The organism is Prauserella salsuginis, assembly GCF_024648885.1.
GTDB lineage: Bacteria > Actinomycetota > Actinomycetes > Mycobacteriales > Pseudonocardiaceae > Prauserella > Prauserella salsuginis.
Genome location: NZ_JANBBF010000009.1, coordinates 941,411 through 967,036, shown reverse-complemented (window position 1 = coordinate 967,036; position 25,626 = coordinate 941,411). Strand labels below are relative to the sequence as shown.

The 25,626-nt window shown below is 69.4% G+C and carries 22 protein-coding genes; 8 read left to right on the top strand and 14 right to left on the bottom strand.

Annotated features, from left to right (window positions below; genetic code table 11):
* The 4 genes from metK to LY40_RS11175 all read right to left on the bottom strand — a co-directional run.
* Positions 1-809: methionine adenosyltransferase (metK, locus tag LY40_RS11190; protein WP_258936771.1), on the bottom strand; the 809-nt coding region annotated here is incomplete at its 3' end.
* 67 nt (positions 810-876) lie between these two features.
* Entirely contained in the window at positions 877-2,577 is a 1,701-nt protein-coding gene (locus tag LY40_RS11185; protein ID WP_183784091.1) for a glycine/sarcosine N-methyltransferase, read from the bottom strand.
* 881 nt (positions 2,578-3,458) lie between these two features.
* The gene (locus LY40_RS11180) at positions 3,459-4,802 is read right to left on the bottom strand and encodes an alkaline phosphatase family protein (RefSeq protein WP_258936731.1); all 1,344 of its coding nucleotides are present in this window, start codon (positions 4,800-4,802) and stop codon (positions 3,459-3,461) included.
* Positions 4,799-6,487 (bottom strand): alkaline phosphatase D family protein, encoded by a 1,689-nt coding sequence (locus LY40_RS11175; RefSeq protein WP_258936730.1) that lies wholly within the window; start codon positions 6,485-6,487, stop codon positions 4,799-4,801. Before LY40_RS11175 ends, LY40_RS11180 begins: the two co-directional genes overlap by 4 nt.
* A 177-nt stretch (positions 6,488-6,664) precedes the next feature.
* Between LY40_RS11175 and LY40_RS11170 the strand changes: the two genes are divergently transcribed.
* On the top strand, positions 6,665-8,371 hold the full coding sequence (locus tag LY40_RS11170) for a GGDEF domain-containing protein (RefSeq protein ID WP_183785660.1): 1,707 nt from the start codon (positions 6,665-6,667) through the stop codon (positions 8,369-8,371).
* An 11-nt stretch (positions 8,372-8,382) separates the two neighbouring features.
* Here the strand turns inward: LY40_RS11170 and LY40_RS11165 are convergent, their stop codons facing one another.
* Positions 8,383-9,336: a hypothetical protein gene (locus LY40_RS11165; protein WP_258936729.1), complete on the bottom strand. Its 954-nt coding sequence runs from the start codon at positions 9,334-9,336 to the stop codon at positions 8,383-8,385.
* A gap of 404 nt (positions 9,337-9,740) precedes the next feature.
* Here LY40_RS11165 and LY40_RS11160 point away from each other — a divergent pair, with 404 nt between their 5' ends.
* Positions 9,741-9,998, top strand: coding sequence for a winged helix-turn-helix domain-containing protein (locus LY40_RS11160; protein WP_183784083.1), 258 nt, complete (start codon positions 9,741-9,743; stop codon positions 9,996-9,998).
* 108 nt (positions 9,999-10,106) lie between these two features.
* Positions 10,107-10,496 (top strand): DUF2237 family protein, encoded by a 390-nt coding sequence (locus LY40_RS11155; RefSeq protein WP_183784081.1) that lies wholly within the window; start codon positions 10,107-10,109, stop codon positions 10,494-10,496.
* Positions 10,497-10,507: 11 nt separating this feature from the next.
* Here the strand turns inward: LY40_RS11155 and LY40_RS11150 are convergent, their stop codons facing one another.
* A complete protein-coding gene (locus LY40_RS11150) occupies positions 10,508-11,251 on the bottom strand; it encodes a class I SAM-dependent methyltransferase (protein ID WP_183784080.1) in 744 nt (247 codons plus the stop codon).
* Between the two features lie 273 nt (positions 11,252-11,524).
* Positions 11,525-11,935, bottom strand: coding sequence for an STAS domain-containing protein (locus tag LY40_RS11145; RefSeq protein ID WP_183784078.1), 411 nt, complete (start codon positions 11,933-11,935; stop codon positions 11,525-11,527).
* Between the two features lie 702 nt (positions 11,936-12,637).
* Here LY40_RS11145 and LY40_RS11140 point away from each other — a divergent pair.
* From LY40_RS11140 to LY40_RS11130, 3 genes are all read left to right on the top strand, one after another.
* On the top strand, positions 12,638-13,462 hold the full coding sequence (locus LY40_RS11140) for a PIG-L family deacetylase (protein WP_258936728.1): 825 nt from the start codon (positions 12,638-12,640) through the stop codon (positions 13,460-13,462).
* A gap of 254 nt (positions 13,463-13,716) precedes the next feature.
* Positions 13,717-14,439 (top strand): beta-phosphoglucomutase family hydrolase, encoded by a 723-nt coding sequence (locus LY40_RS11135; protein ID WP_183784074.1) that lies wholly within the window; start codon positions 13,717-13,719, stop codon positions 14,437-14,439.
* Positions 14,436-16,883, top strand: a complete 2,448-nt coding sequence (locus tag LY40_RS11130; RefSeq protein ID WP_258936727.1) for a glycoside hydrolase family 65 protein — start codon at positions 14,436-14,438, stop codon at positions 16,881-16,883. The genes LY40_RS11135 and LY40_RS11130 overlap by 4 nt, the downstream gene beginning before the upstream one ends.
* Here LY40_RS11130 and LY40_RS11125 read toward each other — a convergent pair whose 3' ends face one another.
* Complete coding sequence (locus LY40_RS11125) at positions 16,884-17,120, bottom strand: hypothetical protein (protein ID WP_183784070.1); 237 nt, start codon at positions 17,118-17,120, stop codon at positions 16,884-16,886.
* A gap of 88 nt (positions 17,121-17,208) precedes the next feature.
* Between LY40_RS11125 and LY40_RS11120 the strand changes: the two genes are divergently transcribed.
* Entirely contained in the window at positions 17,209-17,457 is a 249-nt protein-coding gene (locus LY40_RS11120) for a hypothetical protein (RefSeq protein ID WP_183784068.1), read from the top strand.
* Positions 17,458-17,478: 21 nt separating this feature from the next.
* Here LY40_RS11120 and LY40_RS11115 read toward each other — a convergent pair whose 3' ends face one another.
* A complete protein-coding gene (locus tag LY40_RS11115) occupies positions 17,479-19,155 on the bottom strand; it encodes a DUF885 domain-containing protein (protein WP_258936726.1) in 1,677 nt (558 codons plus the stop codon).
* Positions 19,156-19,244: 89 nt separating this feature from the next.
* Here LY40_RS11115 and LY40_RS11110 point away from each other — a divergent pair, with 89 nt between their 5' ends.
* Entirely contained in the window at positions 19,245-19,952 is a 708-nt protein-coding gene (locus LY40_RS11110; protein WP_258936725.1) for an Lrp/AsnC family transcriptional regulator, read from the top strand.
* A gap of 91 nt (positions 19,953-20,043) precedes the next feature.
* Here LY40_RS11110 and LY40_RS11105 read toward each other — a convergent pair whose 3' ends face one another.
* From LY40_RS11105 to LY40_RS11085, 5 genes are all read right to left on the bottom strand, one after another.
* Positions 20,044-20,970, bottom strand: a complete 927-nt coding sequence (locus tag LY40_RS11105) for an RluA family pseudouridine synthase (RefSeq protein WP_258936724.1) — start codon at positions 20,968-20,970, stop codon at positions 20,044-20,046.
* A complete protein-coding gene (gene lspA / locus LY40_RS11100; RefSeq protein WP_258936723.1) occupies positions 20,967-21,698 on the bottom strand; it encodes a signal peptidase II in 732 nt (243 codons plus the stop codon). The genes LY40_RS11105 and lspA overlap by 4 nt, the downstream gene beginning before the upstream one ends.
* Positions 21,699-21,740: 42 nt before the next feature.
* Entirely contained in the window at positions 21,741-23,219 is a 1,479-nt protein-coding gene (locus tag LY40_RS11095; protein ID WP_183784059.1) for a potassium/proton antiporter, read from the bottom strand.
* Between the two features lie 203 nt (positions 23,220-23,422).
* A complete protein-coding gene (locus tag LY40_RS11090) occupies positions 23,423-24,082 on the bottom strand; it encodes a response regulator transcription factor (protein WP_183784057.1) in 660 nt (219 codons plus the stop codon).
* Positions 24,079-25,596: a sensor histidine kinase gene (locus LY40_RS11085; protein WP_183784055.1), complete on the bottom strand. Its 1,518-nt coding sequence runs from the start codon at positions 25,594-25,596 to the stop codon at positions 24,079-24,081. Before LY40_RS11085 ends, LY40_RS11090 begins: the two co-directional genes overlap by 4 nt.
* Positions 25,597-25,626: the final 30 nt, after the last annotated feature.

Sequence of the window (25,626 nt, the reverse complement as noted above, 5' to 3'; positions counted from 1 at the left end):
GCCATCCCGCCATAGGTGTCAACAATGATCTTCCGACCCGTCAGACCCGCATCACCCATCGGACCACCAACCACGAACCGGCCCGTCGGATTGATCAGAATATTCGGATTCTCAGCCTGCAGACCCAGATCCTCGATCTCCGGATCAATCACATACTTCTGCACATCCGCCGCAAGCTGCTTGTCCAGATCGACACCCTCAGCATGCTGCGACGAAAGCACCACCGTGTCCAACCGGACCGGCTTGTCCTTGTCGTACTCGATCGTCACCTGCGTCTTACCATCCGCACGCAAATACGGCACCGTGCCGTTCTTCCGCACCTGCGACAACCGCAACGACAACCGATGCGCCAACGCAATCGGCAACGGCATCAACTCCGGCGTGTCCGAGCAGGCATACCCGAACATCAACCCCTGATCACCAGCACCCTGCTTATCCAGATCATCCAGAGCGTTCTCCAGACGCGACTCATACGCCGTGTCCACACCCTGCGCAATATCCGGCGACTGCGCACCAATCGACACACTCACCCCACACGAAGCGCCATCAAAGCCCTTCTCCGAGGAGTCATACCCGATATCCAACACAGCCTGACGAATCAACGCCGTCGTATCGATGTTCGCCGCCGTGGTCACCTCACCAGCCACATGCACCTGACCAGTCGTCACCATCGACTCCACCGCAACCCGCGACCGCGGGTCCTGCGCCAACATCGCATCCAAAATCGTGTCGCTGATCGCGTCACAAATCTTGTCAGGATGACCCTCGGTCACCGACTCACTCGTGAACAACCTGCCTGTAGTCAAAATGCTTCCTTCTTGTCGACGGGAGCGGTCTTACTTGTTCTCGTGAACTTTCTTGCGATGTGGCGCCGGATCACGCCTTGACGTGGAAGATGCCCCACGCGAGGTTGCCGGACTTGCCGCCGGCCACCCAGTTCTTGAGGCCGAGCTTCATGCGGTCGCGGTAGTCCTGGCTGATCGTGCCCGCCAGCTCGTCCTCCCGCTTCTCCAGCTCGGCCAGCACGCGACCGTAGTGGTTCGAGAGCTGGTGGGTGTGGTCGTCGAACTCGACCGACTTCATGCCGAGGCGCGTCAGCTCCTTCTTGTAGAAGCCGGGCGCGCCGAGGCTGTCCAGGTGCAGCCGGTCGAGGATCGGCTGCAGCGACGACGTGTCGCAGTTGTCCGCGGCCATCGGGTCGGTGAAGACCATCTGGCCGTTCGGCTTGAGAACGCGCACGGCCTCCTCGACCACGCGGACACGGTCACCGCTGTGCAGGTAGGCGTCCTGCGACCAGATGACGTCGAACTCGTTGTCGTTGAACGCGAGGTTCTCGAAGTCGCCGTCGACGACGTCGATCAGCTTGGCAAGGCCCGCGTCCTTGTTGAACTGCCGGTTCCGGTCGTTCTCGACCTCGGAAAGGTTCAGGCACGTCACGTGTACACCGTAGGTCTCGGCCAGGTAACGGGCGGCACCCCCATAGCCCGCACCCAGGTCCAGCACCTTCTGACCCTTCTTGAGGTCGAGCTTGTTCGCCATCTGCTCGACCGTGCGGCGGCTGGCCGCAGCGATCTCCTCGTTCTCGGACTGGTAGAGGCCGACGTGGATGTCGGTGCCACCCCAGACGTGGTAGTAGAAGTTGTCCGCGTCCTCGGAGTTGTAGTACTCGCGCGCGGTGTTGACCGCGCTCGAGTAGTTCTCCGTCATCGCGCTCTCCAGGTACTCCTTCGTCGCGACGTGCACGAAGAAGTCCGGCGCGTTGTCGTTGCCGTAGGCCTCCTGGAAGTCGCCGTACGTGTCGACCTTCTGGAAACCGACCTCACGCAGCAGCCGGCGCAGGTAGTTCTTGCGCAGCGGGAACATGTTGAGGTGGTAGAGCGAGCCGTCGGGGAACTCGTAGCGGAAGCGGGCGAGGCCGTCGTCGACGTACTCGGGCTCTGCGCTGACCTGGTCACCGCAGTAGTAGTACGTGTGCTTGCTCGAGAACCCGTCGTCGAGGATCGAGTCGTAGTTGCGCTGGTCGATGATCAGGAGGCCGTCGTGCTTGAGCACGGCGTAGAACTCGGCGAGCGCTTTACGCCGGTCGTTCTCGTCGAACAGGTGCGTGAAGGAGTTGCCGAGGCAGACGATCGCGTCGTACTTGCCCTGCACGTCCTTGCTGAGCCAGCGCCAGTCGGAGTGCACGACCTTCAGGACGTAGTCGCCGTACTGCTTGCCGTTCTCGAACGCCTTGGCCAGCATCTCGGCGGCACCGTCGACACTCGTCGTGTCGAAGCCCGCCTCGAGCATGCGCACGGAGTGGAAGCCCGTGCCGGTCGCAGCGTCGAGCACGGACTCGACACCGTGCTTACGGAGCAGGTCGACGAAGAAGCTGCCCTCGCTCTCGTACCGGCCCTTCCAGTCGATCAGCTCGTCCCACTTGTCGACGAAGCCCTCGTTGTACTCCTCGGCGTAGTGGTCGCTCTCCCGAACGGCCAGCGGGTCGGAACCGAACGCCTGGTCGGGATGCGCGTCGGCGCGGCTCTTCTCTGCGACTTCGGCCTGCGCATCGGTGGTGCCAGCCGCTGATTCCTGCATTAGGTTCCCTCCACGTTCGGCGGATCGGTGCTTGATCGTCCGTGGCCGGCTCACCGCAGTCTCGCCTGCACCTCTCGGCGCACATCGGTGCGGAGATACGGCCGCGAACACGTCGGGGAAGGGCACAGAAAAATCCCGGGCCGACGACGCGATGTATCGATCGCGGTTCAAATCAGCCCGCGGCGCGCATTGTGCGCAGCCTGAGTATCGCGCGTCACACCTGACGCGGCCCTTCGCCCCGACTGGGCGGAATTGCGCCGTGATCCGCACTGATCCCGCGCAAACCGCCTGAGCCACAATCTATTCACAAACTCGCCGTTCGATCAATGGGTCCATGGCGTGACGTGAATTTTCACCCCTCGTATACCGCTCGAGCGGGCCGCGACGAGCGGAACAGCGCCGCTCGCCACGGCGCGGCGAGCGGCGTTCTGCCAGGTCGGAGCGCTAATGCGCGCCATGCGCAACCGCGCCTCCGTTACACATCCAAGGGTTTTGTGACCTCCGCAACAAGCCGACACGTTCGGCCGAGCGAGCACTACTCAGGGTGTGTTTGTACGGATATTTCGCCGCAGCTCTAGTCCACGAGCCTGATGAGTGATACGGGATCTAAGTTCGTAGCGTATTCGGCAACGCGTTGCGTATGAATCAACAAGAACACCCTCGCGAAAATCGTGAGATCTCCGCGAGGGTGCTCCGCTGCCTGCGCTCCGGTTGCCAGAATGTTGTACCGTTATCGTTCTGTTACCACCATGACATCGTCATGAAACACTGCAATGTGCACAGACCGCAATTTCAAGGTGTGCGAACAGGCACAATTCCGGTGATCGAGATCATCGCTGTCGGCCGATTCGGATTGCGAATCAGAATTTTTATGAGATGGACTACCCTCCCCTTGAAAATAGCGCTTCCCGCCGGACCTCGCCGTCGTAGCCGCCCTCGATCGGCGGCAGACCGAGTAGCTCGCCCACGGTGGGCGCCACGTCGACCGTGGTGGCCAGGGCCGACGACATCGCCCCCTTGCGCACTCGCGGATGCCCGCCCGCGATGAAGAACGGGATCGGCTCGGTCGCCGGGTGGCCGTGGTTGCCCGGGATCGGATTCGATATCGGAGTCGGATCCGAGAAGCGCCAGCCCGCCTTGCAGTACACGACCAGGTCCGCGCAGTCCGGCGCGAGCCGCAGCGAGCCGGGCCGATGGACCGACAGCACACCCGGCGTGGCGAGCGCGATCTCGCGCATCCGTGCCACGGCCGCAGCACGGTCGGCCTCGGGACCGGTGAAGGTCAGCAGGTCCGCTCCGCCGTTCTGCGCGATCGCGATCCTGCCGGCCAGCGCCGCATCGGCCTCCAGTGGCGCCTGCAGCGAGATCACCTTGTGACCGTGCGACCAGTCCATCGAATGGTCCGCGATCACCATGACCACGCTCGACTCCCAGCGTCCGCTGCTGCGCAGTTCGTCGACGAACCGGCCGACGTACGCATCCGTCGCACTCAGCGCACCCGCACGCAACAGGCCCAGCGACGTGCCGGTCAGATCCGCATGGCCGACCCTGTCCACGTCACCGAGGTTGACGAACACCAGGTCGGGATCGGTCTCGGCCACCATGGCCGACAGCGCCAGCTTCGTCGCCAGGTCCGGCGCGTGGTCGGTGATCGGGATCAGCGGCTCCGGTTCCCAGCGGACGCTCGCCCGCTCCCCGAAGATCGTGTACAGGTACTCCTTGCTGAGCACGCTTCCGCTCACCCGGCCGGTCTCCGCAACGCGCTCGAGCAGGGTGGGCACCCGGATGTCCGACGGCCGGTCGAGCGTGCGCACCGCGCCTTCCGCACGGTCGTAGACATCGTTGGCAGGCACGCCGGAACGGTCCGGCCGCACGCCGGTCATCATCATCACGTGATTGGGCAACGTCTCCATCACCGGCAGCGCCCGCGCCTGCGGGAAGTTCGTTCCCTCGGCACGCAGCGTGTACAGGTGGGGAGTCGTGTCCGGGGTGATCTCGTCCGGCCGCAGTCCGTCGACGACGAGAACGTAGACGCGCAGCTTCTTCTCCCCCGCGCCACCTGCACCGTGTACTCCTGCCTGCGATGCCGACACCGCCGGCACCCCCGCAGCCGTGGACAGCACGACGGCGGCGCCGGTGGTCGTCGCGATCCGGAGAAACCGGCGCCTCGACACGTCCGTGCCGTCCGATGCCGCCGCGCCGGGCGTAGTGATCTCGTCGTTCATCGCGCCTCCTGCCGTGCCAGTGCCTGCCGGTGCGCGGCCGCGAGCTCGTGTTCCGTCGCGGCCTCGTGTCGCGGGACGATCCCGTCCATCGAGCGCGGAGCCCGCTCGAGCTTGTCGGAGCCCGCAGGTACGCGGTAGGACGCCGTGACCTCGGCAGCGCTGGCAGGGTCGGCGCGATCGGCGAGCCGGAACCAGTCCATACGCACCTGCGCGGGCGTGACCTCGAGGACCGAAAAGCCGTGCGAGTCGAAGTCGAGGTACTTCACATGCGGGTTGGCGAGCTTGATGACCGCTTCGACGACCAACGACAGCGTGCGGGGCGGCAGCTTCAGGTAGTCGTCGAGGTTGTCGCTCGTGACCGAGGTACAGACCAGTTCTGTCGCGACGGAGTCACCGCTCAACGGATAGGTCATCGGGTCAGCAGGTAGATCGGCGGCCCACCCGGAGTGGATGTCACCGGTGAGAAACACGGTTCCGGAAACACCGTGGTCGCGCAGCGCCCGCAACACCGCCGCCCGATCGGACGTATAGCCGTCCCATTGATCCACATTGTACGGAACGCCCTCGATGGGACCGAGCATCTCCGCGACCGCCTCGAGTTCGCGATTGTTCAATGTGGATGGAAACTGCACGGGCGAGATCATCACAGAATTGCCCACGAGCTTCCACTGCGAGGTAGCGGTCGTGAGTCCGGCCGTGAGCCAGTCCAACTGCTCCTTGCCCGTGATGGTGCGCTCCTCATCGTGGACGCCCCGGTCGAACGGGTGCGCAACCTGCTCACTGCGATAGGACCGAAGGTCCAGCATGGACAGTTCGGCCAGCGAGCCGAACGTCAGCCTCCGGTACAACTTGCCCCCAGGCTCGTAACGCACCGGCATCCACTCCGCGTACGCCTGCTGGGACACGGTCTTACGGTCGGCCCACGCGCCCTCGTCCGGCTCGGTGTGGTTCTCGGCGCCACCCGACCACGCGTCGTTGGCCGACTCGTGGTCGTCCCACGTGACCGCGAACGGCGCTGCCGCATGCAGGGCCTGCAACGACGGATCCGTCTTGTACTGCGCATGCCGTCGGCGGTAGTGCTCCAGCGTCGTCATCTCGACCGGCGGATCGTGCCGGCGCGGCGCATCGGACTCGGCGCCGTACTCGTACAGGTAGTCCCCGAGATGGATCACCAGGTCGAGATCACCCCGCTCGGCCAGGTGCCGGTACGCAGCGAACTGCCCGGCCTGCCAGTTCGAGCACGAGACGACGCCGAAGCGCAGGCTCGCCACCGCACTGCCGACGGCGGGGGCCGTGCGGGTACGGCCGACGGGTGAGCTGCTGCCACGCCAGGAGAATCGATAGAAGTACCACGTGTCCGGATCGAGCCCGACCACATCGGCCTTGACCGTGTGATCGCGATCGGGGCCGGTCCGCACATGTCCGCGCGCAGCGATCCGACGGAAACCGGCGTCGTGGGCCACCTCCCAGCCCACGAGCGACTCCTCTCCCCTGCCCGAACCGGGTGTGGCGCCTGCTGACGGGGTCAGGCGCGTCCACAGCAGCACACTGTCGGGCAGCGGGTCCCCCGAGGCCACCCCGTGCCGGAACGGCTGCTCGGCGCCGGCCGCGACCGCAGGCCCGGCAAGTGTGACGCCACCCACAGCAGCGAGCGAACCCGTTCGCAGCACCTGTCTTCTGTTCATCGTGTTCACGCTGGCACCCTTGCCGAAGGCACACGTTCGTGTCACGGGGCGCAGCCGGTTCGTTCAGCAAGATTTCGCCCGGACGAACAGGGACCGACGCTCGCGTGTGACCGTCATGGTTGATGGACTCAGCACGCTTGTGTGAGTATCGGACAACTGCTCGCTGAGTCGGTCCGGATGCCCCCGGATTCGGACGGACAGGAGTCGGTGTTGAACCAGGTTCAATTCGCCTTCCAACCGCTCTACAGCCTGCACACCGGCAGTGCGGTGGCTGTGGAAGCACTGGCCCGCCCTGCCGCGGGCCGCATAAGCGAACTGCTTGAATCAGCCATGCGCCTCGGCAGGCTGGTTCAAGCCGACACGGGCCTCGCGGCCCGTGCGATCCATGAGGCCGAACACCAGGCCATGCGACTGCCGCTGCACCTCAACATCACGGCACTGACGGCCGCCTCCCCCTCGTCCTCACTGGAACCGCTCCTCACCGCGTTACAGGAGACCGGACGCCGACCCCACGAGGTCGTCTTCGAAGTCGGCCCGCCCTTCCACACAGCCCCGCCCGCCGCCCTGCTCGACGGACTGAACCGGCTCACCGCACACGGCTTCCGACTCGCCTTCGACGGACTCGGCGCCGCCGACCTGCCACTCAATCTGCTCGCCGAGTCCCAGACCGACATGGTGAAGCTGGACCGCAGTTCACTCCGCCGGCTGCCGGACGACACCCCGACGGCCGCGTTGACCGAGGCGCTCGTGCACTTCGCCGACCGCACCGGTGTCCGGCTCGTCGCGACCGGCATCGAATCCGAGGACCAGCTGGACATGGTCCGCGGCCTCGGGATCGGCCTCGTCCAGGGAAACCTGTTCGCTCCGGCAGGACCCGGCTCCGTCCCCGCCGGCGCCATCGCCCCCGCCCACCAGGGCCGCGACGTGTACCCGTCCGGCGGCACACCCGCGATCAAGGACTTCCTCCGTCCTGCCAGGACCGTCGCCGCCGACGCCACGTGTGACGAAGTGCGCACGGTCCTCGTCGACGACGTCGCACTCAGCGGCCTCGTCGGCGTCGACGCCGACGGCAGGCCGCGCTGGTCGATCGACCGCACCCGGTTCCTGCTCGCCGTCACCGGCCCGTTCGGCCACGCGCTCCACGCGCACCGCCCGGCACAGCGGCTCGCCGACCCGCCGCACGTGATCCGGAACTCGGCGTCCGCACTCGAGGTGCTCGATCTCGTCAGCGACAGCCCGTCGGGCCGCGCCTCGGACGACGTGGTCGTCATCGACGAATCGGGCCGCTGTCAGGGCGTGGTGCTGATGCACGAGCTCGTTCGCGGCATGGCCGAGGCCAAGGTGGAGCAGGCCGCAGCCCTGAACCCGCTGACCCGCCTGCCCGGCAGTGACGCCGTGGCCAGGGACGTCGACCGTCGCCTCGCCGCGAACGAATCGCTCGTCGTCGGCTGGCTGGACATCGACTCGTTCAAGACGATCAACGACACGGCCGGTTTCGCCGCGGGGGACGACGTCATCCGCGCGATCGGGCGGGCGCTCACGCGCCTCGCGACCGACCTGGGCGGCGTGACCGTCAGCCACGTCGGCGGCGACGACTTTCTCATCTCGTGCGGGCCGGACACGATCCGCCCGCTCGCCGACGCGATGCTGGACACCCACTGGTCGGCGGACGGCATGCCGGTCACCGTGTCGTTGTCCACGCTGTGGTGCCTGCGACGGTCGGTCGAGTCCTACGGCGAGATCTCCCGGCTGCTGGCGCCGTTGAAGAAGCACGCCAAGAACCTCGCGGGATCGAGCTGGGTGTGCGGCAAGCCGGGCACGGACCACGTCGAGGTGTTGCGCGGCACGCCCGGCGGCTCCGGGGCGTCGGCGTCCGCGGTCTGAGGGTTCACCCGTCACCGATCCGTGCCGGGCGCATCGCCCTCGGCATGTCCCGCCACGGCACACCGGACCCGGCCACCAGCCGGCACCGGCCGACCGGACACGAGGCCGAACTCGGCGCGCACCTCCCTCGCAGCCGCCAGGCACACCGAGGCAAGGGCGACGGGCTCTCCCGGATCGCCGAGGCCCGCCTCGACCGCATCGAAGTCGTCCCACAACGCGTCGATCACGCGCGGACCGGCATCGCAGGCCGGATGGACCAGGCGCCCCTCCCCGGGGTCACGCCTGCCGTCCTGCGGTTCGATCCGGGTGACGGCCGCTGCCGGCGCACCTCGCGTGTCGACGATCGTCGCCGCCAGCTCGGCGGCCCTGGCGGGAGCATCCCCCGGGCCCGCCAAGAAGGAGACCCGCTGCCACACCTGCCAGCACGGGCCCGGCATGGACGTCTGCGGCAGCGTCCGGCGTACACCGCGGCCCGCCAGTTCGAGCGCCGCGGCGTGATCGGCGGCCTGCGCACGTTCCGCGTCCCGGCGAGGCACGTCCGGACCGCACGGTAGACCCCCCACGAGAGTGTCGTACTCCGGTCCGGACGACGGATGCGGGCCGCCGTGCAGGCGCCCGTCCACGGCGGCGTCCACCGATCCCGGCGGACTCCACCGGACCGGACCTGCCACCGAACAGAGCCGCCGGGCATGGCCGGTGCGGTGGTACGGGTGCGCCAACGTCACGAGCCGAAAGGTCGCGTCCTCGACGTCCCGTGCCGTCGTTCGCACCAGCAGCTCCGCACACCACAACCGCACGGTGCGGCCTCGCCGCCGCGCCTCCCAGGCCTCGACGTCCAGCGCCTCCTGACGACGCCTCCACTCGTCGCCGTCCTCCTCGTACGGACCGGGTTCGGCGCCACGGAGACGCGCCTCCCCGACGGCCACCGCCGTCCACGGCAGATCGGCCCTGCCACTGATGCCCACGATCGGCTCCCCCGTTCCCTGACGTCCTCCGCCGCGCACCGCGCCCGCTGAAACCGCACAGTGACGACGCTGGACAGCTCGTGACGCTGGGCAACTCGTGACCCTGGGCAGTTCATGACCCTGGGCAGTTCATGACGCTGGACAGCGTCGACACCTGCCCAGAGCCGACGGTTCATCGGTGTGATGTTGTGCCGACCCGGGACGCGCGGCCCCAATCCGGCATTCAGTGCGTCATCGCTGGTGAGCGGCCCGCGGCGCGCGCTGATGGCGGGAAAACTAGCACGGAACGGGACAGCCGCGCTACAGCGCGTTGCACAATGGTGTGACGCGGACCGACGCCGACCGACGCGGTGTGCCGCGTTCCACAACTTCGTGCAGCTCGGGACCGTTCTAATGTCGAGGTCATGAGCGGTCCCGCACCACGCAAGTACAACCCGGACAACAAGACCGGATACGAATACGAGCTGCTGGCCGAACACCTCGCCGGACTCATCGCCAGCGGCGAATGGACCCCTGGCAGGCGCATGCCAGGTGAGCGGTCCCTGGCCGAGGAGTACGGCGTCGCTCTCGACACCGTCCGCAAGGCCACCCGCATCCTGCGCGAGCGCGGCCTCGTGCAGACCTTGAAGTCGAAGGGCACGTTCATCGCCCATCCCGACTGAACCGCCGTCGCCGGCTGCCGCCGCCGAAACCTACAACGGGCGCATCGACCGCACCCGAATCCGGCCGACCGCTGTCGGTGCGGCCACCGAACGTGTCACCGTGGAACCATGAGCGAGCGCAACATTCTCGGCGACGAGCTCGAACCGTGCGGTAAGGACCCGCTGACCGGCTACTACCGCACCGGATGCTGCGAGACGGGCGACGACGATCCGGGCAATCATTCGGTCTGCGCCGTGGTGACGACCGAGTTCCTCACCCAGCAGCGGGCAATGGGCAACGACCTCACGACCGCACGCCCCGAGTTCGGCTTCCCCGGCCTCACTCCGGGAGACCGGTGGTGCGTCTGCGCCGACCGCTGGCTCCAGGCACACGAGGCCGGCGCCGCTCCGCCGGTCGTACTGGCCGCGACCCACGAACGGGCCGCCGAGGTCATCCCGCTCGACGTGCTCCGCGACCACGCGGTGGACGTCCCGGCCGACCCGAGCAGCCTGCTCTGACGCCGGGCCCGTCAGGCGCGCTCGGGTCCCGGCTTCTCGGCGAGCACCCGCGCGACGGGCGCCGTCGTCTCGGCCTCGACGACGGTCATGCCGTGAGCCCGCAACGTGGCCGCGATGGCCCGGTGACCCGGCATCCGCAGTCCGGCGAGGCCCGCCGCCGCGGCGACGGCACCCGCGCCCGGCCCGGCGTATCCCGGTTGCAGGACCGCGATCCGGCCACCGGGTGCGACGACCCTGGCGCATTCGGCCAGCGCCGTCTCCTGATCATGCACGAGTTGCAGCACCATCAGGCACGTCACGGCGTCGACGCTCGCATCCCGCAGCGGCAGGTCCGTGACGTCGGCCCTCAGGAACCCGACGTTGGCCCCGGAATGGGCCTCAGCCGCGCGTCGCAGCATCGACCGTGACACGTCGACACCGATCGCGAGTCCCCGGCGGCCGACATCACGTCCCAGCTCCGCGGTCACGGTGCCGGGCCCGCATCCGACGTCGAGCGCCGTCCCGCCCTCCGGCAAGTGCAACCGCTCGGCCGGCGGCCGCAGCCGCGCGACAACCTTCCTGGCGAATGCCTGCACCGGTTCGTAGACGGCCGTGCCCGCGCGCGATTCCCACAGCGACTGCACCGGACCACTCGGCTGCGGCTCCTCGGCGCCCAGCAGGTCGAGGTAGCCGTCCTGCAGCGGCGCGGCCGCCGGCTCGGTGGTCAGCAGTGGAAGTGCGCGGCGCAGGGCGTCGGGCAGCGCAGTGGTGTCCATGCGCGCGACCGTACTGGGCCCGTGGCGCCCCGGCACTCCATCGACCGAGTGGGGCGGCAGGTGAATACCGAACGACCCGTGATCACCGTTCAACAGTAGTTCGCCGGTCGGAAGCCGGAATGACACCGGGAATTCACTCCCCGGGTGCGGCTGACGTCGAGCTCCGCCTCCATCGGTGACCGAGCCGGAGAGTCCGGTTCACACCGGCCGCGACCGACGACGCCCGCCCAGCCGTCCGAACCTCCGTCGACACCGGCCGCGACCGACCGCGACTTATGCCGACATCGACCTGCTGGGCATGCGCACCGCGTCGACCGCGGGTGGGACGTCACGGTAGACCGGAAGTTGCCGCTCCAGACCGGTCACCTCGATCGGACGCAGGACCGGCCGTGCCGCGGCGAGCGCCCACGGAATGTTCCGCGACCGCGCATCGGCTCCGGTCTGCAACAGCAGAGACAATCCCGCCGCGCTCAAGTAGCTCGTCTCAGTGAAATCGAGAACCAGAGCCCGCACACTCCGTAATTGACGTTCGAAGCAGGGACGCAACAGGGAAACACCGAGCAGGTCGATCTCTCCCAGCACGTGCGTCACCACCAACCCGCCACTCCGAGGTTCGATCACCACTTCGACCCCGGTGGCCGAGATCGTGCCCGCGCCGAATCTTGCGCCGACGACCGTCTCCATGAAATTCCCTCCCCCGGATTCCATACTCTGTTGTCCCGCCCCGACGTCGGAACCCCGGATCGGTGCCCCGCAACACCGCAGCACCACAGCACCGCAACACCGCCGCAGCACCCGACGCCCCGTCGTTCGGTGAACCCCGCCGTCCGTGACGTCCGCCGTTCCCGTGGCTCGTCGTCGACCCGCGGCCCGCCGGACTCACCGGAGGATCACGCCACATCCCGCGATATGACGAGTACCCGCAGCGGCGAACAAATCGGAGCCGACCGTCCGCGATCTCACCTGCCCCGAGCCGAATTCACTCGGCGAAACCCGCTGCGAATCGGCGAAACTGTCACCAATCGCCGTCACCAATCGACGATGCGTCAACGGCCCCGACGCCGCTGCGGAAAACGGTACGCCCGTCGCAAACGAACTTCAATACCCGACCTCACCCGGCATTGGCTTGTCCTTAATGGACATCATCTGGAAAGTAACTCACGAACTTCATTCGTTCTACGATTAATCGCCGAATGCGAATGCGGCACTTCCGAGCGTCCACCACAGTCGGACCTCGTTCACGCACCCGCGGCGCATCTCCGACACGGCCCGTCACTGCGGCACGGTGACCACACCACTCTCGCCGCGACCGTCGCCCCACCCCGCCGTCGCCCCACCCGGCCGTCGCCGCAACCGGCGCGGACCCGAACGGCTACGGTCGTTTCCATGGCGACGCTGGTGACTTTTCACGCGCATCCGGACGACGAGTGCATCACGTGCGGCGGCGTGATGCGCATGGCAGCCGACCAAGGGCACCGGGTCGTGCTCGTGGTCGCCACGCGGGGTGAACTCGGCGAGGTGACCGACGGCGTGCTCGAACCGGGGGAACCGCTGTGGCGACGCCGGGTCGCCGAGACCCACGCCGCCGCCGACATCCTCGGCGCCGCCCGCGTCGAGTTTCTCGGCTACACCGACTCCGGCATGATGGGCGAGCCCTCCAACGACGAAGCGGGCACCTTCTGGCAGGCCGACGTGACCGAGGCCGCGCAGCAGTTGGCCGGCCTCCTCCGGGAAGAGGCCGCCGACGTCCTCACCGTCTACGACTCGCACGGCGGCTACGGCCATCCCGACCACATCCAGGTGCACCGGGTGGGCATGCGCGCGGCGGAGCTCGCCGGCACGCCACGCGTCTACGAGGCCACGCAGAACCGCGACCACATGGTCAGGGGACTCGCACAGCTGGCCGACAACCCGGAACTCGCGGGCGTCGAACTGCCGGATCTCGACGACGCTCCCGAGTTCGGCACCCCCGAATCGGTCCTCACCGCGGCGGTCGACGTGACCCCGTATCTGAACGCCAAGCGCGCGGCCATGCGGGCGCACGCCAGTCAGATCGCCGAACAGTCGTTCTTTCTCGCCATGCCCGATGAGGCGTTCGGGTTCGCTTTCGGCACCGAGTGGTTCATCCGGGCGGGCGGCGGGCCGGGAATCACCGAGAGCGACCTCATGGCGGGGCTGGACGTCACGGCCGGAGCGGAAACGTCCGGGTGAACTCACCGTCGCCACGGGCATGAGCGACCCGGCCGTCTCGCGGGTAACGCGGCGCCTCCGCGCGCACGGACCGGTCACCGCCGAGTGCGGCCACGGCCGGGTCGGCTCCCACCGGCTCACGGACGAGACCATGCCGAGGTGATCCACCGGGTTCGTCCGCGCCGGTGAGCCCGATCAGCTCGGCCCGATCAACGTTGACCCGCGAGCGCTGTGCAGATGGCAGGGTGACGACGAGCCCACTAGCGTGGAGGCACATGATCGGCCTTCCCGCGACGATCACCGCCTGCCTGTTCGATCTCGACGGCGTGCTCACCAGCACGGCGTCCCTGCACCGGGCCGCATGGAAGCGCACGTTCGACGAGGTGCTCGCCCGCCACGGGGACACGCCCTTCACCGACGAGGACTACGCCACCTACGTCGACGGGCGGCCACGGCTCGACGGTGTGCGTGCGTTCCTCGCCTCACGCAGCCTCGACCCGCCGGAGGGCGGTCCGGACGACCCGCCGGATGCGGAGACGGTCCACGGCATCGGCACCCGCAAGAACGACCTGGTCATGCGGCTCATCGACGAGACGGGCGTGACCCCGTTCCCGGGCTCGGTGCGGTATCTGACTGCCGTGCGGGAGGCAGGCCTCGCGATCGGCGTCGTCACGTCGTCGGCGAACGCGGTCCACGTGCTCGGCGCCGCGGGCCTGGACGGGTACGTGCAGGCCCGCGTCGACGGCGTGACGATCGCCGGCGAAGGTCTGCGCGGCAAACCCGCGCCCGATTCGTTCCTCGTCTGTGCCCGGCAGCTGGGAGTCGCACCCGAGGCCGCCGCCGTGTTCGAGGACGCGCTCGCCGGGGTCGAAGCGGGCCGAACCGGCGGCTTCGGCCACGTCGTCGGCGTCGACCGGGCCGGACAGCCAGCCGCGCTGCGCGAACACGGCGCCGACGTGGTCGTAGCCGACCTCGCCGACCTGCTGGAGGTGCCATGACCGGAACACGAGGTTACGAATGCTCGCCGTGGCAGCTGCTGTGGCGGGGTCTCGACCTGAAGGGGCTCACCCAGACCGAATCGACGTTCGCACTGTCCAACGGGCACATCGGCCTGCGCGCGACACTCGAGGAGGCCGAGCCGCGCGGCAGGCCCGGGACGTATCTGAACGGGTTCTACGAGGAACACCCGCTGCCCTACGCCGAGGCGGGGTACGGCTACCCGGAGGCAGGCCAGACGGTCGTCAACGTCACCGACGGCAAGATCATCCGCCTGCTCGTCGAGGACGAGCCACTCGACCTGCGCTACGGCCACACCACGGCACACCACCGCGTGCTCGACTTCCGCTCCGGCACGCTGCGGCGGGAGACGGAGTGGACCTCGCCGACGGGCAGGCGGGTGCGCGTGTGCAGCGAACGCCTGGTGTCGTTCTCGCAACGAGCGGTGGTGGCGATCCGGTACGAGGTCGAACCCCTCGACGGCGAGATGCAGCTCGTGGCGCAGTCCGACCTGCTGACGAACGAACCGATCGAAGCCGAGACCGGCGATCCCCGGGTCGCCGCTGCCCTGGAGGCACCGCTGCACTGCGAGTACATGACCGCAGCCGACTACGGTGCGGTGCTGATCCACCGGACGAGCCGGTCCGACCTGCGCATGGCCGCGGCGATGGACCACGAGATCGGGGCTCCCAACGGCACCGGCCTTCGCACCGACATCGCCGTCGAGGACGATCTCGCCCGGTTGACGGTCGCCGTCAACGTCGCCGAGGGCGGGAAACTCCAGCTGACGAAGTACCTCGGCTACGGCTGGTCGGCACAGCGTTCGATCCCGGCGCTGCGTTCCCAGGTGGACGCGGCACTGGCCGGGGCGCGTCAGACCGGGTGGGAAGGCCTGCTTGCCGAACAGCGGCAGTTCCTCGACGACTTCTGGACCTCGGCGGACGTCGAGCTCGAGGGCGATCCGGAGCTGCAGCAGGCGCTGCGATTCGCGCTGTTCCACGTGCTGCAGGCCGGCGCCCGTGGCGAGAGCCGCGCCATCCCCGGCAAGGGCCTGACGGGCCCCGGATACGACGGGCACGCGTTCTGGGACAGCGAAACGTTCGTCGCACAGGCTCTCACCTACACGTTGCCCGGCGCCGCCGGGGATGCACTGCGCTGGCGACACTCCACATTGGATAAGGCGCGTAGCCGCGCGCAGCAACTGGGGCTGCGCGGATCGGCGTTCCCCTGGCGTTCGATAAACGGGGACGAGTGTTCGGCGTACTGGCCGGCCGGCACGGCGGCGTTCCACGTCAACGCCGACATCGCCGACGCCGTGGCCCGCTACCTCGCCGCCACGGGTGACACCAAGTTCGAACGTGATCACGGCACGGAACTGCTGGCCGAGACCGCTCGGCTGTGGGTGTCGCTCGGTCACCACGATCCGCACGGCGGGTTCCGCATCGACGGCGTCACCGGGCCCGACGAGTATTCGGCCATTGTGGACAACAACGTCTACACGAATCTGATGGCGCAGCGGAACCTGTTCGAGGCCGCCGCATCGTGCAACCGCCAGCCGGACGTCGCCGCCCGCCTGTCGGTGACCGAGCACGAGATCAAGGCGTGGCTTGCGGCGGCCAGGGCGATGCTCGTGCCCTACGACGACCTGCTCGACGTACACCCGCAGTCCGAACGGTTCACCGAACACGCGCGCTGGAACTTCCAGGCGACGCCGGCGTCGGCCTACCCGCTGCTGCTGCACTTCCCGTACTTCGACCTGTACCGCAAGCAGGTTGTCAAGCAGGCGGACCTGGTTCTGGCCATGCACCTGCGCGGCGACGCGTTCACCGACGAGGAGAAGCGGCGCAACTTCGCCTACTACGAGGCACTCACCGTGCGGGACTCGTCGTTGTCGGCCGCCACACAGGCGGTGCTGGCGGCCGAGTGCGGCCATTCCGACCTGGCCTACGACTACCTGGCCGAGGCGGCGCTCGTCGACCTGCGCGACGTCCACGGCAACGTACGCAACGGCCTGCACATCGCGTCACTCGCGGGCGCGTGGATCGCGCTCGTCGCAGGGTTCGGCGGCATGCGCGACCACGACGGCGAGCTGTCGTTCCGGCCCCGACTGCCGCGCGACCTCGACTTCATCGCCTTCCACGTGTGTTTCCGGCAGGCGCGGTTCCGGGTCGAGGTCAGGAAGGACGAGGTGACGTACACGCTCACCGACGGCGGCCCGGTGTCGCTGCGCCATTACGGCGACACGGTGACGCTGGTGGCGGAGCCGGTGACGTTGCCGTTGCCCGAACCGCCCGACCTGCCGCGTCCGGCACAGCCCGAAGGCCGCGCGCCGCAGCGGCGTCGGCCGCGGCCGGGAACCGGTGCGGCTGCCGCCGCCGCTGCCCCTGCCTCGGTCGCGCAGGGCACGGTGACCGGCGCGGAGGACGGCAGGGTCAGCGGCCGCTGACTAGTCGGGGGGCTCGACCGCCCCGGCATCCGGGTTGACGTCGTCGTTTCCCTGCAGCTCTCGGCGCTGCCGGCCGGGCAGTCCGGTGTCGACCTCGTCGCGGTTCGGCGGTTCCGGCACGTCCTCGGTGCCGCCACCGGCATCCGGATGCGGCGGCACGGGTACGTCCGGGGACAGCGGCGGTGGCTCGGCCGGCCCCTCTGTCGTCGGCTCGTCGGGATTGCGCTGATCGCCCATACCCCGAGGTGTACCCGCAACGCCGCGACCCTGTCGACGTCACCGACACGGGCCGCGGCCGCGGCTCGCAGCGACTATCCTGCGCGCCATGGGGAAACGTCGTCAGCGGATGTGGCCGCCGTGCCAGTGCGGCGAGGCGTCGTCGCACTCGGAGCAGATGCCGGCCTGTGGCCGCGCCACCTGTCTGCGCCGCTGGTGGACGCTGGTCGGCATGCCGTCGTTGCTCGCACTCGCCGCCCTGGTCACGGCGGGAATGCTGCTCGGCTCCGACCAGACCCGCAGCTGCCCCGACGGCATGATCGACAAGGGCGCCGGCATCTGCGTCGACGCCGGCTGAGACCGCGAAGGGACCCGCCGACTACGAGGCCGCCACCTCGGTCGCTCCCGCCCATGCGGATACGACCCCGTCGAGTACCGACAGCGGCATCGCACCGCCGCCCAGCACCACGTCGTGGAACGCCCGGATGTCGAAGGCCTCCCCCAGCGTCTCCTCGGCCTTCGCACGCACCCGCTCGATCTCCAGCCTGCCCACCATGTACGCCAGCGCCTGGCCGGGCCAGTTGATGTACCGGTCGACCTCCGAGACGATCTCCACCTCCGGCATGGGCGTGTTCTCCAGCAGGTAGTCGATCGCCTGCTGCCTGCTCCAGCCCTTCGCGTGCAGCCCCGTGTCCACGACGAGCCTGCCCGCGCGCATCGAGTCGTTGCTCAGCATGCCGAGTAGCGTCACGTCACCGGAGTACAGGCCCATCTCGTGCGCCAGTCGTTCCGCGTACAGGCCCCAACCCTCGGTGTAGGCGTTGAAGTCACCGAGCCTGCGCAGCAGTGGCAGGTCCGTGAGCCCCAGCGCGCGGCTGATCTGGAAGTGGTGACCGGGAACGGCCTCGTGGAAGGCGGTGGCCTCGACGGTGTGCCGGAACCGCTCCTCGGCCTGGTACGTGTTGGCGAAGTACATGCCGGGACGTGACCCGTCGGTCGCGGGCGAGAGGTAGTACGCGGGCGCCGACCCCGGGGCCTCCGCCTCGGGTACGGCCTCCACCACACACTGCTCCGAAGGGATCGTGCCGAACCACTCCGGCGTGGCCCGCTCGGCGCGGGCCACCGCCTCCCGGGACGCCTCCATCAGTTCGTCCCCGCTGTTCCAGCGCAGTTCCTTGTCGGTGCGCAACCGCCGGAAGATCTCCTGCAGATCGCCGGTGCCGAAGACCCGCCCACCGATCTCGCGGTACTCCTCGGCCAGCTCACCGATCAGCCGCAGCCCCGTCTCGTGCAACTCGTCGGCGGTGCGATCGGTCGTCGTGTGCACGCGCGCCAGCGAACGGTAGATCGTCTCCCCGCCGGGCACGTGGCACACGCCGGACTCCTCGTCGGGCCTGCCGCGGGGCAGGATCTCGGTTTCCAGCACATCGCGGTACCGGCGGAACGCGGGCCGGACGCGTTCGGCGAGGATCTGCTCCCGCTCGGCGGCGAAGTCGGGCGCGTCGGTGGGCGCCTCCTGGCGCAGCAACGGGTCGGCGCCCGAGTCGGCCAGATAGCGGTCGATGTGGGCGATCGCGTTCCGCACGCCACGGGCGACCGGCCTGCGTCCCGCGGCGATCCCCGTGCGATGCCGTTCGGCGGCCTCCTCCAGGAAGCCGGGGACCGCGCGGAGTCTGTCGAGCTGCGCGGCGGCCTGCCCCGCCGTGGCGACGGGCGTCATCGGCAGCAGCATCAACACCCCCGTGGCCGGCGCCTGGAATCCGTCGCTGACACAGAACTCGACGGTCTTCGCGTCGAGGCTCTCAAGGCGAGCCTGCGCCGCCGCGATCAGCACGTCCCTCGTCGTCCTGCTCTCACCCGACAACCGCGCCGGGTCGATCGCCTTCGCCCGAGTGACGATGTCGGTCAGGGCCCGCCACTGCCGCTGCTCGGCCTCCTCCCCGAGGTCCTCCAGCCCCGATCGCTCGGGATCGATCCCGAGAATCGCCGGCATCAGCGGGTCCACGTCGAACATCAGGTCCATGTACTCATCAGCGAGCGCCACGACGTCATCCATGGGCGACGAGGATAACGGCTGTCGCGCGTTCCGGCTGCCCGTTTCGACTGCGCCCGGCGGCCGTGGCCGGTCACGGTATCGTCGGTGGCGTGTCCGTCACCGATCCCGCTGACGCACGGCTGCTGCAGGTCGTCGCCGACCTGGGCAGGGCGTCGGTCGTCGACATCGCGTCGCGTGCCGGCATGGATCCGCGCGAGGTCGCTCAGCGACTGCTAGCACTCTCGGCGACGGGCCTACCGTTGCAGGTCGGTGTCGAAGCCGACGGCAACCGGTTACGCGCCGCACTCGCGGCCGCGCCAGCGTCCCCGAACACCAACCCGCCGAACATCACCGCACCGGGTTCCGGGCCTGTACCGGGTTCCGGGCCTGTACCGGGTTCCGGGCCTGTACCGGGTTCCGGGGCCGCGCCGGGTTTCGGGGCCGCCGCACCGCAGGGCAGGCCCGCGTATCCGGAGCGGCAGGGGCGGCCGGGTCCGTCGGTGCCGCCTCCGGCCGGCCCGCCTACTCCGAGCGGACCTCTCCCCGCGGGCCCGCCGTATCCGGCCCCGCCCACCGCACCACCGCCCACTCCACAACCGCCCACTTCACCACCGCCCACTTCACCACCGGGCACGGCTTCACCACCGGGCACGGCCGCGCCGGACACGGCACCACCGCCGCCCACCGAGTCGCCAGCGGCACCGCCACCCGCCGCCGAGCCCGCCGAAGCGGACGAGTCCCGGCAGGCGATCGACCCGGTGATCAGCACATGGGGACCGCCGCAGAGCGCGTCGTGGACCCGCCACGACGACGCCTGACCACCGCGCCGGCGGCGGACGATGACCCCGTGCCACACGTTCCGCCTCAGGCCTGCGCGGTACCGGGCCCGTGTCGTCGGCCCCGACGTCGTCAGGATTCGGCGCGCAGGATCTCCAGCGCGTGGGCCAGATCGTCCGGATAGTCGCTCGTGAACTCGACCCACCGGCCGTCCGCCGGGTGGGCGAAGCCGAGGGCCCGTGCGTGCAGCCACTGGCGCGTCACGCCGAGCCTGCGCGCCAGCGCGGGATCCGCACCGTAGGTCGCATCGCCCACACACGGGTGCCGCAGTGCGGAGAAGTGCACGCGGATCTGGTGCGTCCGGCCTGTCTCCAGCTTGACGTCGGCCAGCGACGCCGCGCGGAACGCCTCGATCACTTCGTAGTGCGTCACCGAGGGCCGCCCGCCCTGCACGACCGCGAACTTGTAGTCGCGGGTCGGATGACGGTCGATGGGCGCGTCGATCGTGCCGCGCATCGGATCCGGATGGCCCTGCACCAGCGCGTGGTAGCGCTTCTCGACGGTGCGCTCCTTGAACGCACGCTTGAGCACCGTGTAGGCGTGCTCGCTCTTGGCCACGACCATCGTGCCGGTCGTGCCCGCGTCGAGGCGGTGCACCACGCCCTGCCGCTCCGCCGCTCCCGACGTGGAGATCCGCAGTCCTGCGGCGGCGAGACCGCCGATGACGGTCGGGCCCTCCCAGCCGGGACTCGGGTGTACGGCGACACCGACCGGTTTGTCGACCACGACGATGTCGTCGTCCTCGTGCAGCACCTTCAGCCCGTCGACCGGCTCGGCCACGACCTGCGGCGGTTCCTCCGGTTCGGGAAGGGTGACCTCGAGGAGTCCGCCCGCGACCAGCCGGTCCGACTTGCCTGCGGGCACGCCGTCGAGGAGCACGTCGCCCTTGCCCGCGAGCTCCGCCACCACCGTGCGCGACAGGCCGAGCAGCTTGGCCAGCCCCGCGTCGACGCGCATGCCGTCGAGCCCGTCCGGCACGGGCAGCATCCGGGCGCTCATGCCTCGTCCTCCGGGTTCGTCCGCGCGGCAGTGCCGGACCGCGATCCGTCCGCCGGTTCGGCTGCCGCGGTCCCGGTTGCGGTCCCCGACGGTGCGTCGACGTCGGAACCGGTGTCGGGAGCGGCCGCTGCACCATCGTCGTCGGCGTCGCCGGTGTTCTTCTTCGGCCCGCGGGTGATCGCGCCGTCGTAGTCGCGGCCGAGGACCGACAACACCACGATCAGGACCGCGCCGACCGTGATGGCCGAATCGGCCGCGTTGAACACCGGGAAGTACCGGCCGTCGGGGCCGAACACGGAAAGGAAGTCGACCACGTGCCCGTGCATCGGCGCGGGGGCACGGAACACCCGATCGGTCAGATTGCCCAGCGCACCGGCGAGTACGAGGCCGAGACCGATCGCCCAGCCGGTCGAACGCAGCTTCCTGGCGAACCAGATGATCACACCCACGACCGCGAGGGCGACCAGCGCGAGGATCCACGTGCCCCCGAAGTCCATCCCGAACGCGGCGTAAGGGTTACGGATGAGCTGCAGGTAGACGATGCCACCGAGGATGCGGACCGGCTCTTCGCCTTCCAGCGCGGTGGTCGCCGCGACCTTCGTGCCGAGGTCGATCAGGTAGGCGACCAGGGCCACGGACGCGAGCAGCACGACGTACCGGGCCGGTCGATCGCCGGTGCCCGCCGGTTCGCCGGACGTGGCGGTCTCGGGTTCACGCTCGGTGTTCACCGGTCCATTGTCCACCCCGGCCACCTCGACCCTCCCCGGTGGTCAGTCGCCGGACTCGCCCTTCCACGCGGCCAGCGGCCCAGCGCGGTCGACCGCACGGATCCGCCGCTCGGCACGACTGCGCGCCTCGCTGGTGGTGACGACCAGCAATCGGTCCCCCGACTTCAGCCGCGTCCCCGCGCCGGGGGTGAAGCTCGCCCCGTCTCGCACCACCAGGCTGACGCCCGAACCGGTGGGCAGGCGCAGCTCGCGCAGGTACACCCCGTGCAGCCGGGAGTCCGGCCGGATCGCGACCTGCAGCAACACCGCGCCCAGCTCGTCCAGCGGTGCCGCGTCGACGTCGAGCTCCTCGGGTTGCCCCGTGCGGGCGAGCCCGAGCAGCCGCGCGACCGGGCCGAGCAGCGCCCCCTGCAGCAGCGTGAAGACGATGACGATCACGAACACAGCGTCGAGCAGCCCCTGCGCGCCGGGCAGCCCCTCGGCCAGAGGGATCGTCGCCAGCACGATCGGCACCGCACCCCGCAGCCCCGCCCACGACAGGAACACCTGCTCCCGCCACGGGAGCCGGAACGGCAACATCGACACCAGTACCGACACGGGCCTGGCGAGCACCAGTACGACCGCGCCCGCGACCAGGCCGGGCACGATGCCGTGCACCAGGCGTTCCGGCGAGGCGAACAGCCCGAGCAGCACGAACAGCCCGATCTGGGCCATCCAGCCGAGTCCCTCGGCGAACGACAGCGTGTCACCGCGGTGCGGCAGCCGGGCGTTGCCGAGCACGAGCCCCGCCAGGTAGGTGGCGAGCAGCCCGGACGCCTGGCCGAGCTGCCCGGCCGAGTAGGCGACCACGCACACCGCGACGGTCGCCAGTGGGTACAGGCCGGTGGCCGGCAGCGCGATCCGCCGCAGCGCCTGCGCACCGAGCCAGCCGAGCGCCAGCCCGATACCGGCACCTGCCCCCAGTTGGTACAGCACCACCAGCGGCAACGTCCACTGCACGTCGGCGCCACTCGCCAGCAGCACCACGGCGATGTAGGCCGGCGCGTCGTTGAGGCCCGACTCTAGTTCCAACGTGCCCGACAGCCGCCGGTTGATCCCCGACCCGCGCAACATCGAGAACACGGCCGCCGCGTCGGTACTGGCCAGGACCGCGCCCCACAGGAACGCCAACTGCCAGTCGAGGTCGAGCAGCCAGTGCAGCGCCGACCCCGCGACGAGGATCGTCACCACGATGGCCATTGTGGACAGCGCGATCCCCGGTCCGAGTGCGGGCCGCACCGCCTCCCAGCGGGTCGTCAGCCCACCTTCGGCCAGGATCATCACGAGCGCCGCGAGCCCGAGACTCTGGGTGAGATCGGGATTGTCGAACTCGATGCCCAGGCCCGCTTCGCCCAGCAGCACACCGATACCGAGATAGATCAGCAGCGACGGCAGTCCGAGTCGGATCGAGAACCGGACGGCGAACACCGACGCGAGCAGGACGATGGCCCCCGATCCGAGAATGATCGGAAGCTCGTTCATGCCGCACGTCCCTCGCTCTCGCCCCCTGCGCCGTCACCCCCGCGACTCCGCCCTCCGGCCGGGCTCACCCGCACCGCGGGCCGACTCATGGAAATACGGTATCCGGCCGCGGCGCCGCCGGCCGTCACAGCCGCCGCGGACGTGACGCCGGCCGCACCGGTGGTGACCACGCGAGCACGCGCGGGTGAGGTGCCGCCGTCGCCTCAGTCGAGGCGGTAACCCATGCCCCGCACGGTGACGATCCGCTCCTGGCCGATCTTGCGGCGCAGCGTGCGCACGTAGACGTCCACGACGTTCGAACCGGGATCGAAGTCGTAGCCCCACACGTGCGAGAGCATCTGTTCGCGGGAGAGCACCTGCCGCGGATGCCGCAGGAACAACTCGAGCAGGGAGAACTCGCGCGCGGTGAGGTCGACGACGCCATCCGGGGTTTCGGCGCGGCGAGTCCGCAGGTCGAGCGACAGCTCCCCGTGCCGCAGGACCGTGACCTCGGGCGTGCGATCGGCCGACCGCAGCCGCAGCCGCACGCGCGCCAGCAGTTCCTCGAACCGGAACGGCTTGGTCATGTAGTCGTCGGCGCCACCTTCGAGCCCCGCGACCGTGTCGTGCACCGTGTCCCTGGCGGTCAGGATGATCACGGGGATGTGCACGTGGGCGCGCCGCATCGCCTGCAGGACCGCGAAACCGTCGCGTTTGGGCAATCCCAGATCGAGGATCACGAGGTCGAACTCGCCCGCCACCACCTGTGCGAGTGCGGTATCGCCGTCCTCGACCACCGAGGTGGTGAAACCGTTGGACCGCAATCCCTTCTCGATGAACGCTGCGATCTTCGCCTCGTCCTCGGCGATCAGGATGCGGCTCATCGGTCTCCTCCCTGTAGCGGCAATTCGAATCCGAACGTCGCGCCCTGTCCCGGCGCCGACATCACCCGCACCTGTCCGTGGTGCGCACCGGCGATCGCCTTCACGATCGCCAGGCCCAGACCGGCCCCCGTACCGTCGCGCGCACCGGCGCCGCCCCGTACGAACCGGTCGAAGATCCGCTGCTCGTCCCCGCTCTCCAACCCGGGACCGGTGTCGCTGACCCAGAACGAGACCGTCTCCGCGCCGACAGCCGAACCGATGCGGATCACCGCCCCGTCGGTGGTGTGGGCCGCCGCGTTCTGCGCCAGCTGCACCATCGCCTGGGTGACGCGCTGGGCGTCGACGCGGGCATCGCCCTCCCCGACGGCCTCGAGCGTCCAGGCCCGCGGTGCGATCGCGCGCACCTTGGCGTCGATGTCGCTCGTCAGCTCGGGCACGGACGTCCACGCCGGATGGACGAAGTCCGGCTGCTCGGCCTTCGCCAGCAGCAGCAGATCATCGACGATCCGCGCCATGCGATCGAGTTCGTCGGTGCACAGGCGCACGACCTCCGCGCGTTCGGCCGGGTCGTCGCCCATCAGCTCGAGATGCCCGCGCACGATCGTGATCGGCGTGCGCAGCTCGTGGCCCGCATCGTCGAGGAACTGCCTGCGCGTGTCGAACGCCCGCTCCAGCCGGTCGAGCATCGCGTTGAACTGCTCGGCCAGCGCCGCGACGTCGTCCCGGCCCTCGACCCGGATCCGCCGCGTCAGATCGGCCTCGGTGAGCCGCCCCGCCGCCTTCCGCACCGTGTTGACCGGGGCGAGGATCTGCCCCGCGACCAGCCACGACACCCCTGCCGCCAGCACCAGCGCCACCGCACTGACGATGATGAGGGTGCGAACCGTCGCGCCGGCCTCCGCCCTGACCTCGTCGACGAAGTAACCGCTGACGAACCAGGCGTCGGCCTCGGTGCCGCCCTGGCGGGGCAGCACGTCGACGCGCAGCCAACGCAACGTCCCTGCCGGGGTCGACACCGTGCCCGTGACGTCCTCGCGCGAGACGATGTCCCGCAGCACCGCGTCGGAGAGCCGCACGTCCCGGAACGTCTCGTCGGCCTGCCGGATCGCCTCGAGCTCGCCCGCGGTGCTCCGGATACCCAGCATGAGCTCGGCATTGTCCGGATACTGGCTGCTCAGGTGGCGGTAGAACAGGTCACCGGGGTCCGTCACCGGCTTGCCGGTCGCCGGGTCCAGACCCGCTTCGGCGAACCGCCGGAACTCCTCGGCATCCTGGGCGAGGGCCGCGTTGACCCGGTCGTCGATCGCGCGGTACTCGAATTCGACGACCAGCAGGACGACCGAGGCGAGGCCTGCCGCCATGACGGCCGCGAGCCAGCCCGTGATCTGCAGCCGGGCCGGGATGCGCGTCCCTCGCCTGCGTCCGGGCACGGGCCTGCCCGCGCCCTCCGTGTCCGACGCGTCACCGCCTGCACCGGACGCGGCGAGTTCCTGCGTGGTGAACACGTCAGGCATCGGCCACCGCACCCGCCGGTCCGGGTCGGC

Coding starts and splice junctions, on each gene's coding strand:
- LY40_RS11150 (WP_183784080.1), bottom strand. CDS start 11,251: ATGGACACCACTGCGCTGCCCGACGCCCTGCGCCGCGCACTTCCACTG.
- LY40_RS11085 (WP_183784055.1), bottom strand. CDS start 25,596: ATGCCTGACGTGTTCACCACGCAGGAACTCGCCGCGTCCGGTGCAGGC.
- LY40_RS11115 (WP_258936726.1), bottom strand. CDS start 19,155: ATGGATGACGTCGTGGCGCTCGCTGATGAGTACATGGACCTGATGTTC.
- LY40_RS11140 (WP_258936728.1), top strand. CDS start 12,638: ATGGCGACGCTGGTGACTTTTCACGCGCATCCGGACGACGAGTGCATC.
- LY40_RS11145 (WP_183784078.1), bottom strand. CDS start 11,935: ATGGAGACGGTCGTCGGCGCAAGATTCGGCGCGGGCACGATCTCGGCC.
- LY40_RS11135 (WP_183784074.1), top strand. CDS start 13,717: ATGATCGGCCTTCCCGCGACGATCACCGCCTGCCTGTTCGATCTCGAC.
- LY40_RS11095 (WP_183784059.1), bottom strand. CDS start 23,219: ATGAACGAGCTTCCGATCATTCTCGGATCGGGGGCCATCGTCCTGCTC.
- LY40_RS11175 (WP_258936730.1), bottom strand. CDS start 6,487: ATGAACAGAAGACAGGTGCTGCGAACGGGTTCGCTCGCTGCTGTGGGT.
- LY40_RS11090 (WP_183784057.1), bottom strand. CDS start 24,082: ATGAGCCGCATCCTGATCGCCGAGGACGAGGCGAAGATCGCAGCGTTC.
- LY40_RS11125 (WP_183784070.1), bottom strand. CDS start 17,120: ATGGGCGATCAGCGCAATCCCGACGAGCCGACGACAGAGGGGCCGGCC.
- LY40_RS11185 (WP_183784091.1), bottom strand. CDS start 2,577: ATGCAGGAATCAGCGGCTGGCACCACCGATGCGCAGGCCGAAGTCGCA.
- LY40_RS11130 (WP_258936727.1), top strand. CDS start 14,436: ATGACCGGAACACGAGGTTACGAATGCTCGCCGTGGCAGCTGCTGTGG.
- LY40_RS11180 (WP_258936731.1), bottom strand. CDS start 4,802: ATGAACGACGAGATCACTACGCCCGGCGCGGCGGCATCGGACGGCACG.
- LY40_RS11160 (WP_183784083.1), top strand. CDS start 9,741: ATGAGCGGTCCCGCACCACGCAAGTACAACCCGGACAACAAGACCGGA.
- LY40_RS11120 (WP_183784068.1), top strand. CDS start 17,209: ATGGGGAAACGTCGTCAGCGGATGTGGCCGCCGTGCCAGTGCGGCGAG.
- LY40_RS11170 (WP_183785660.1), top strand. CDS start 6,665: ATGCCCCCGGATTCGGACGGACAGGAGTCGGTGTTGAACCAGGTTCAA.
- LY40_RS11155 (WP_183784081.1), top strand. CDS start 10,107: ATGAGCGAGCGCAACATTCTCGGCGACGAGCTCGAACCGTGCGGTAAG.
- LY40_RS11105 (WP_258936724.1), bottom strand. CDS start 20,970: ATGAGCGCCCGGATGCTGCCCGTGCCGGACGGGCTCGACGGCATGCGC.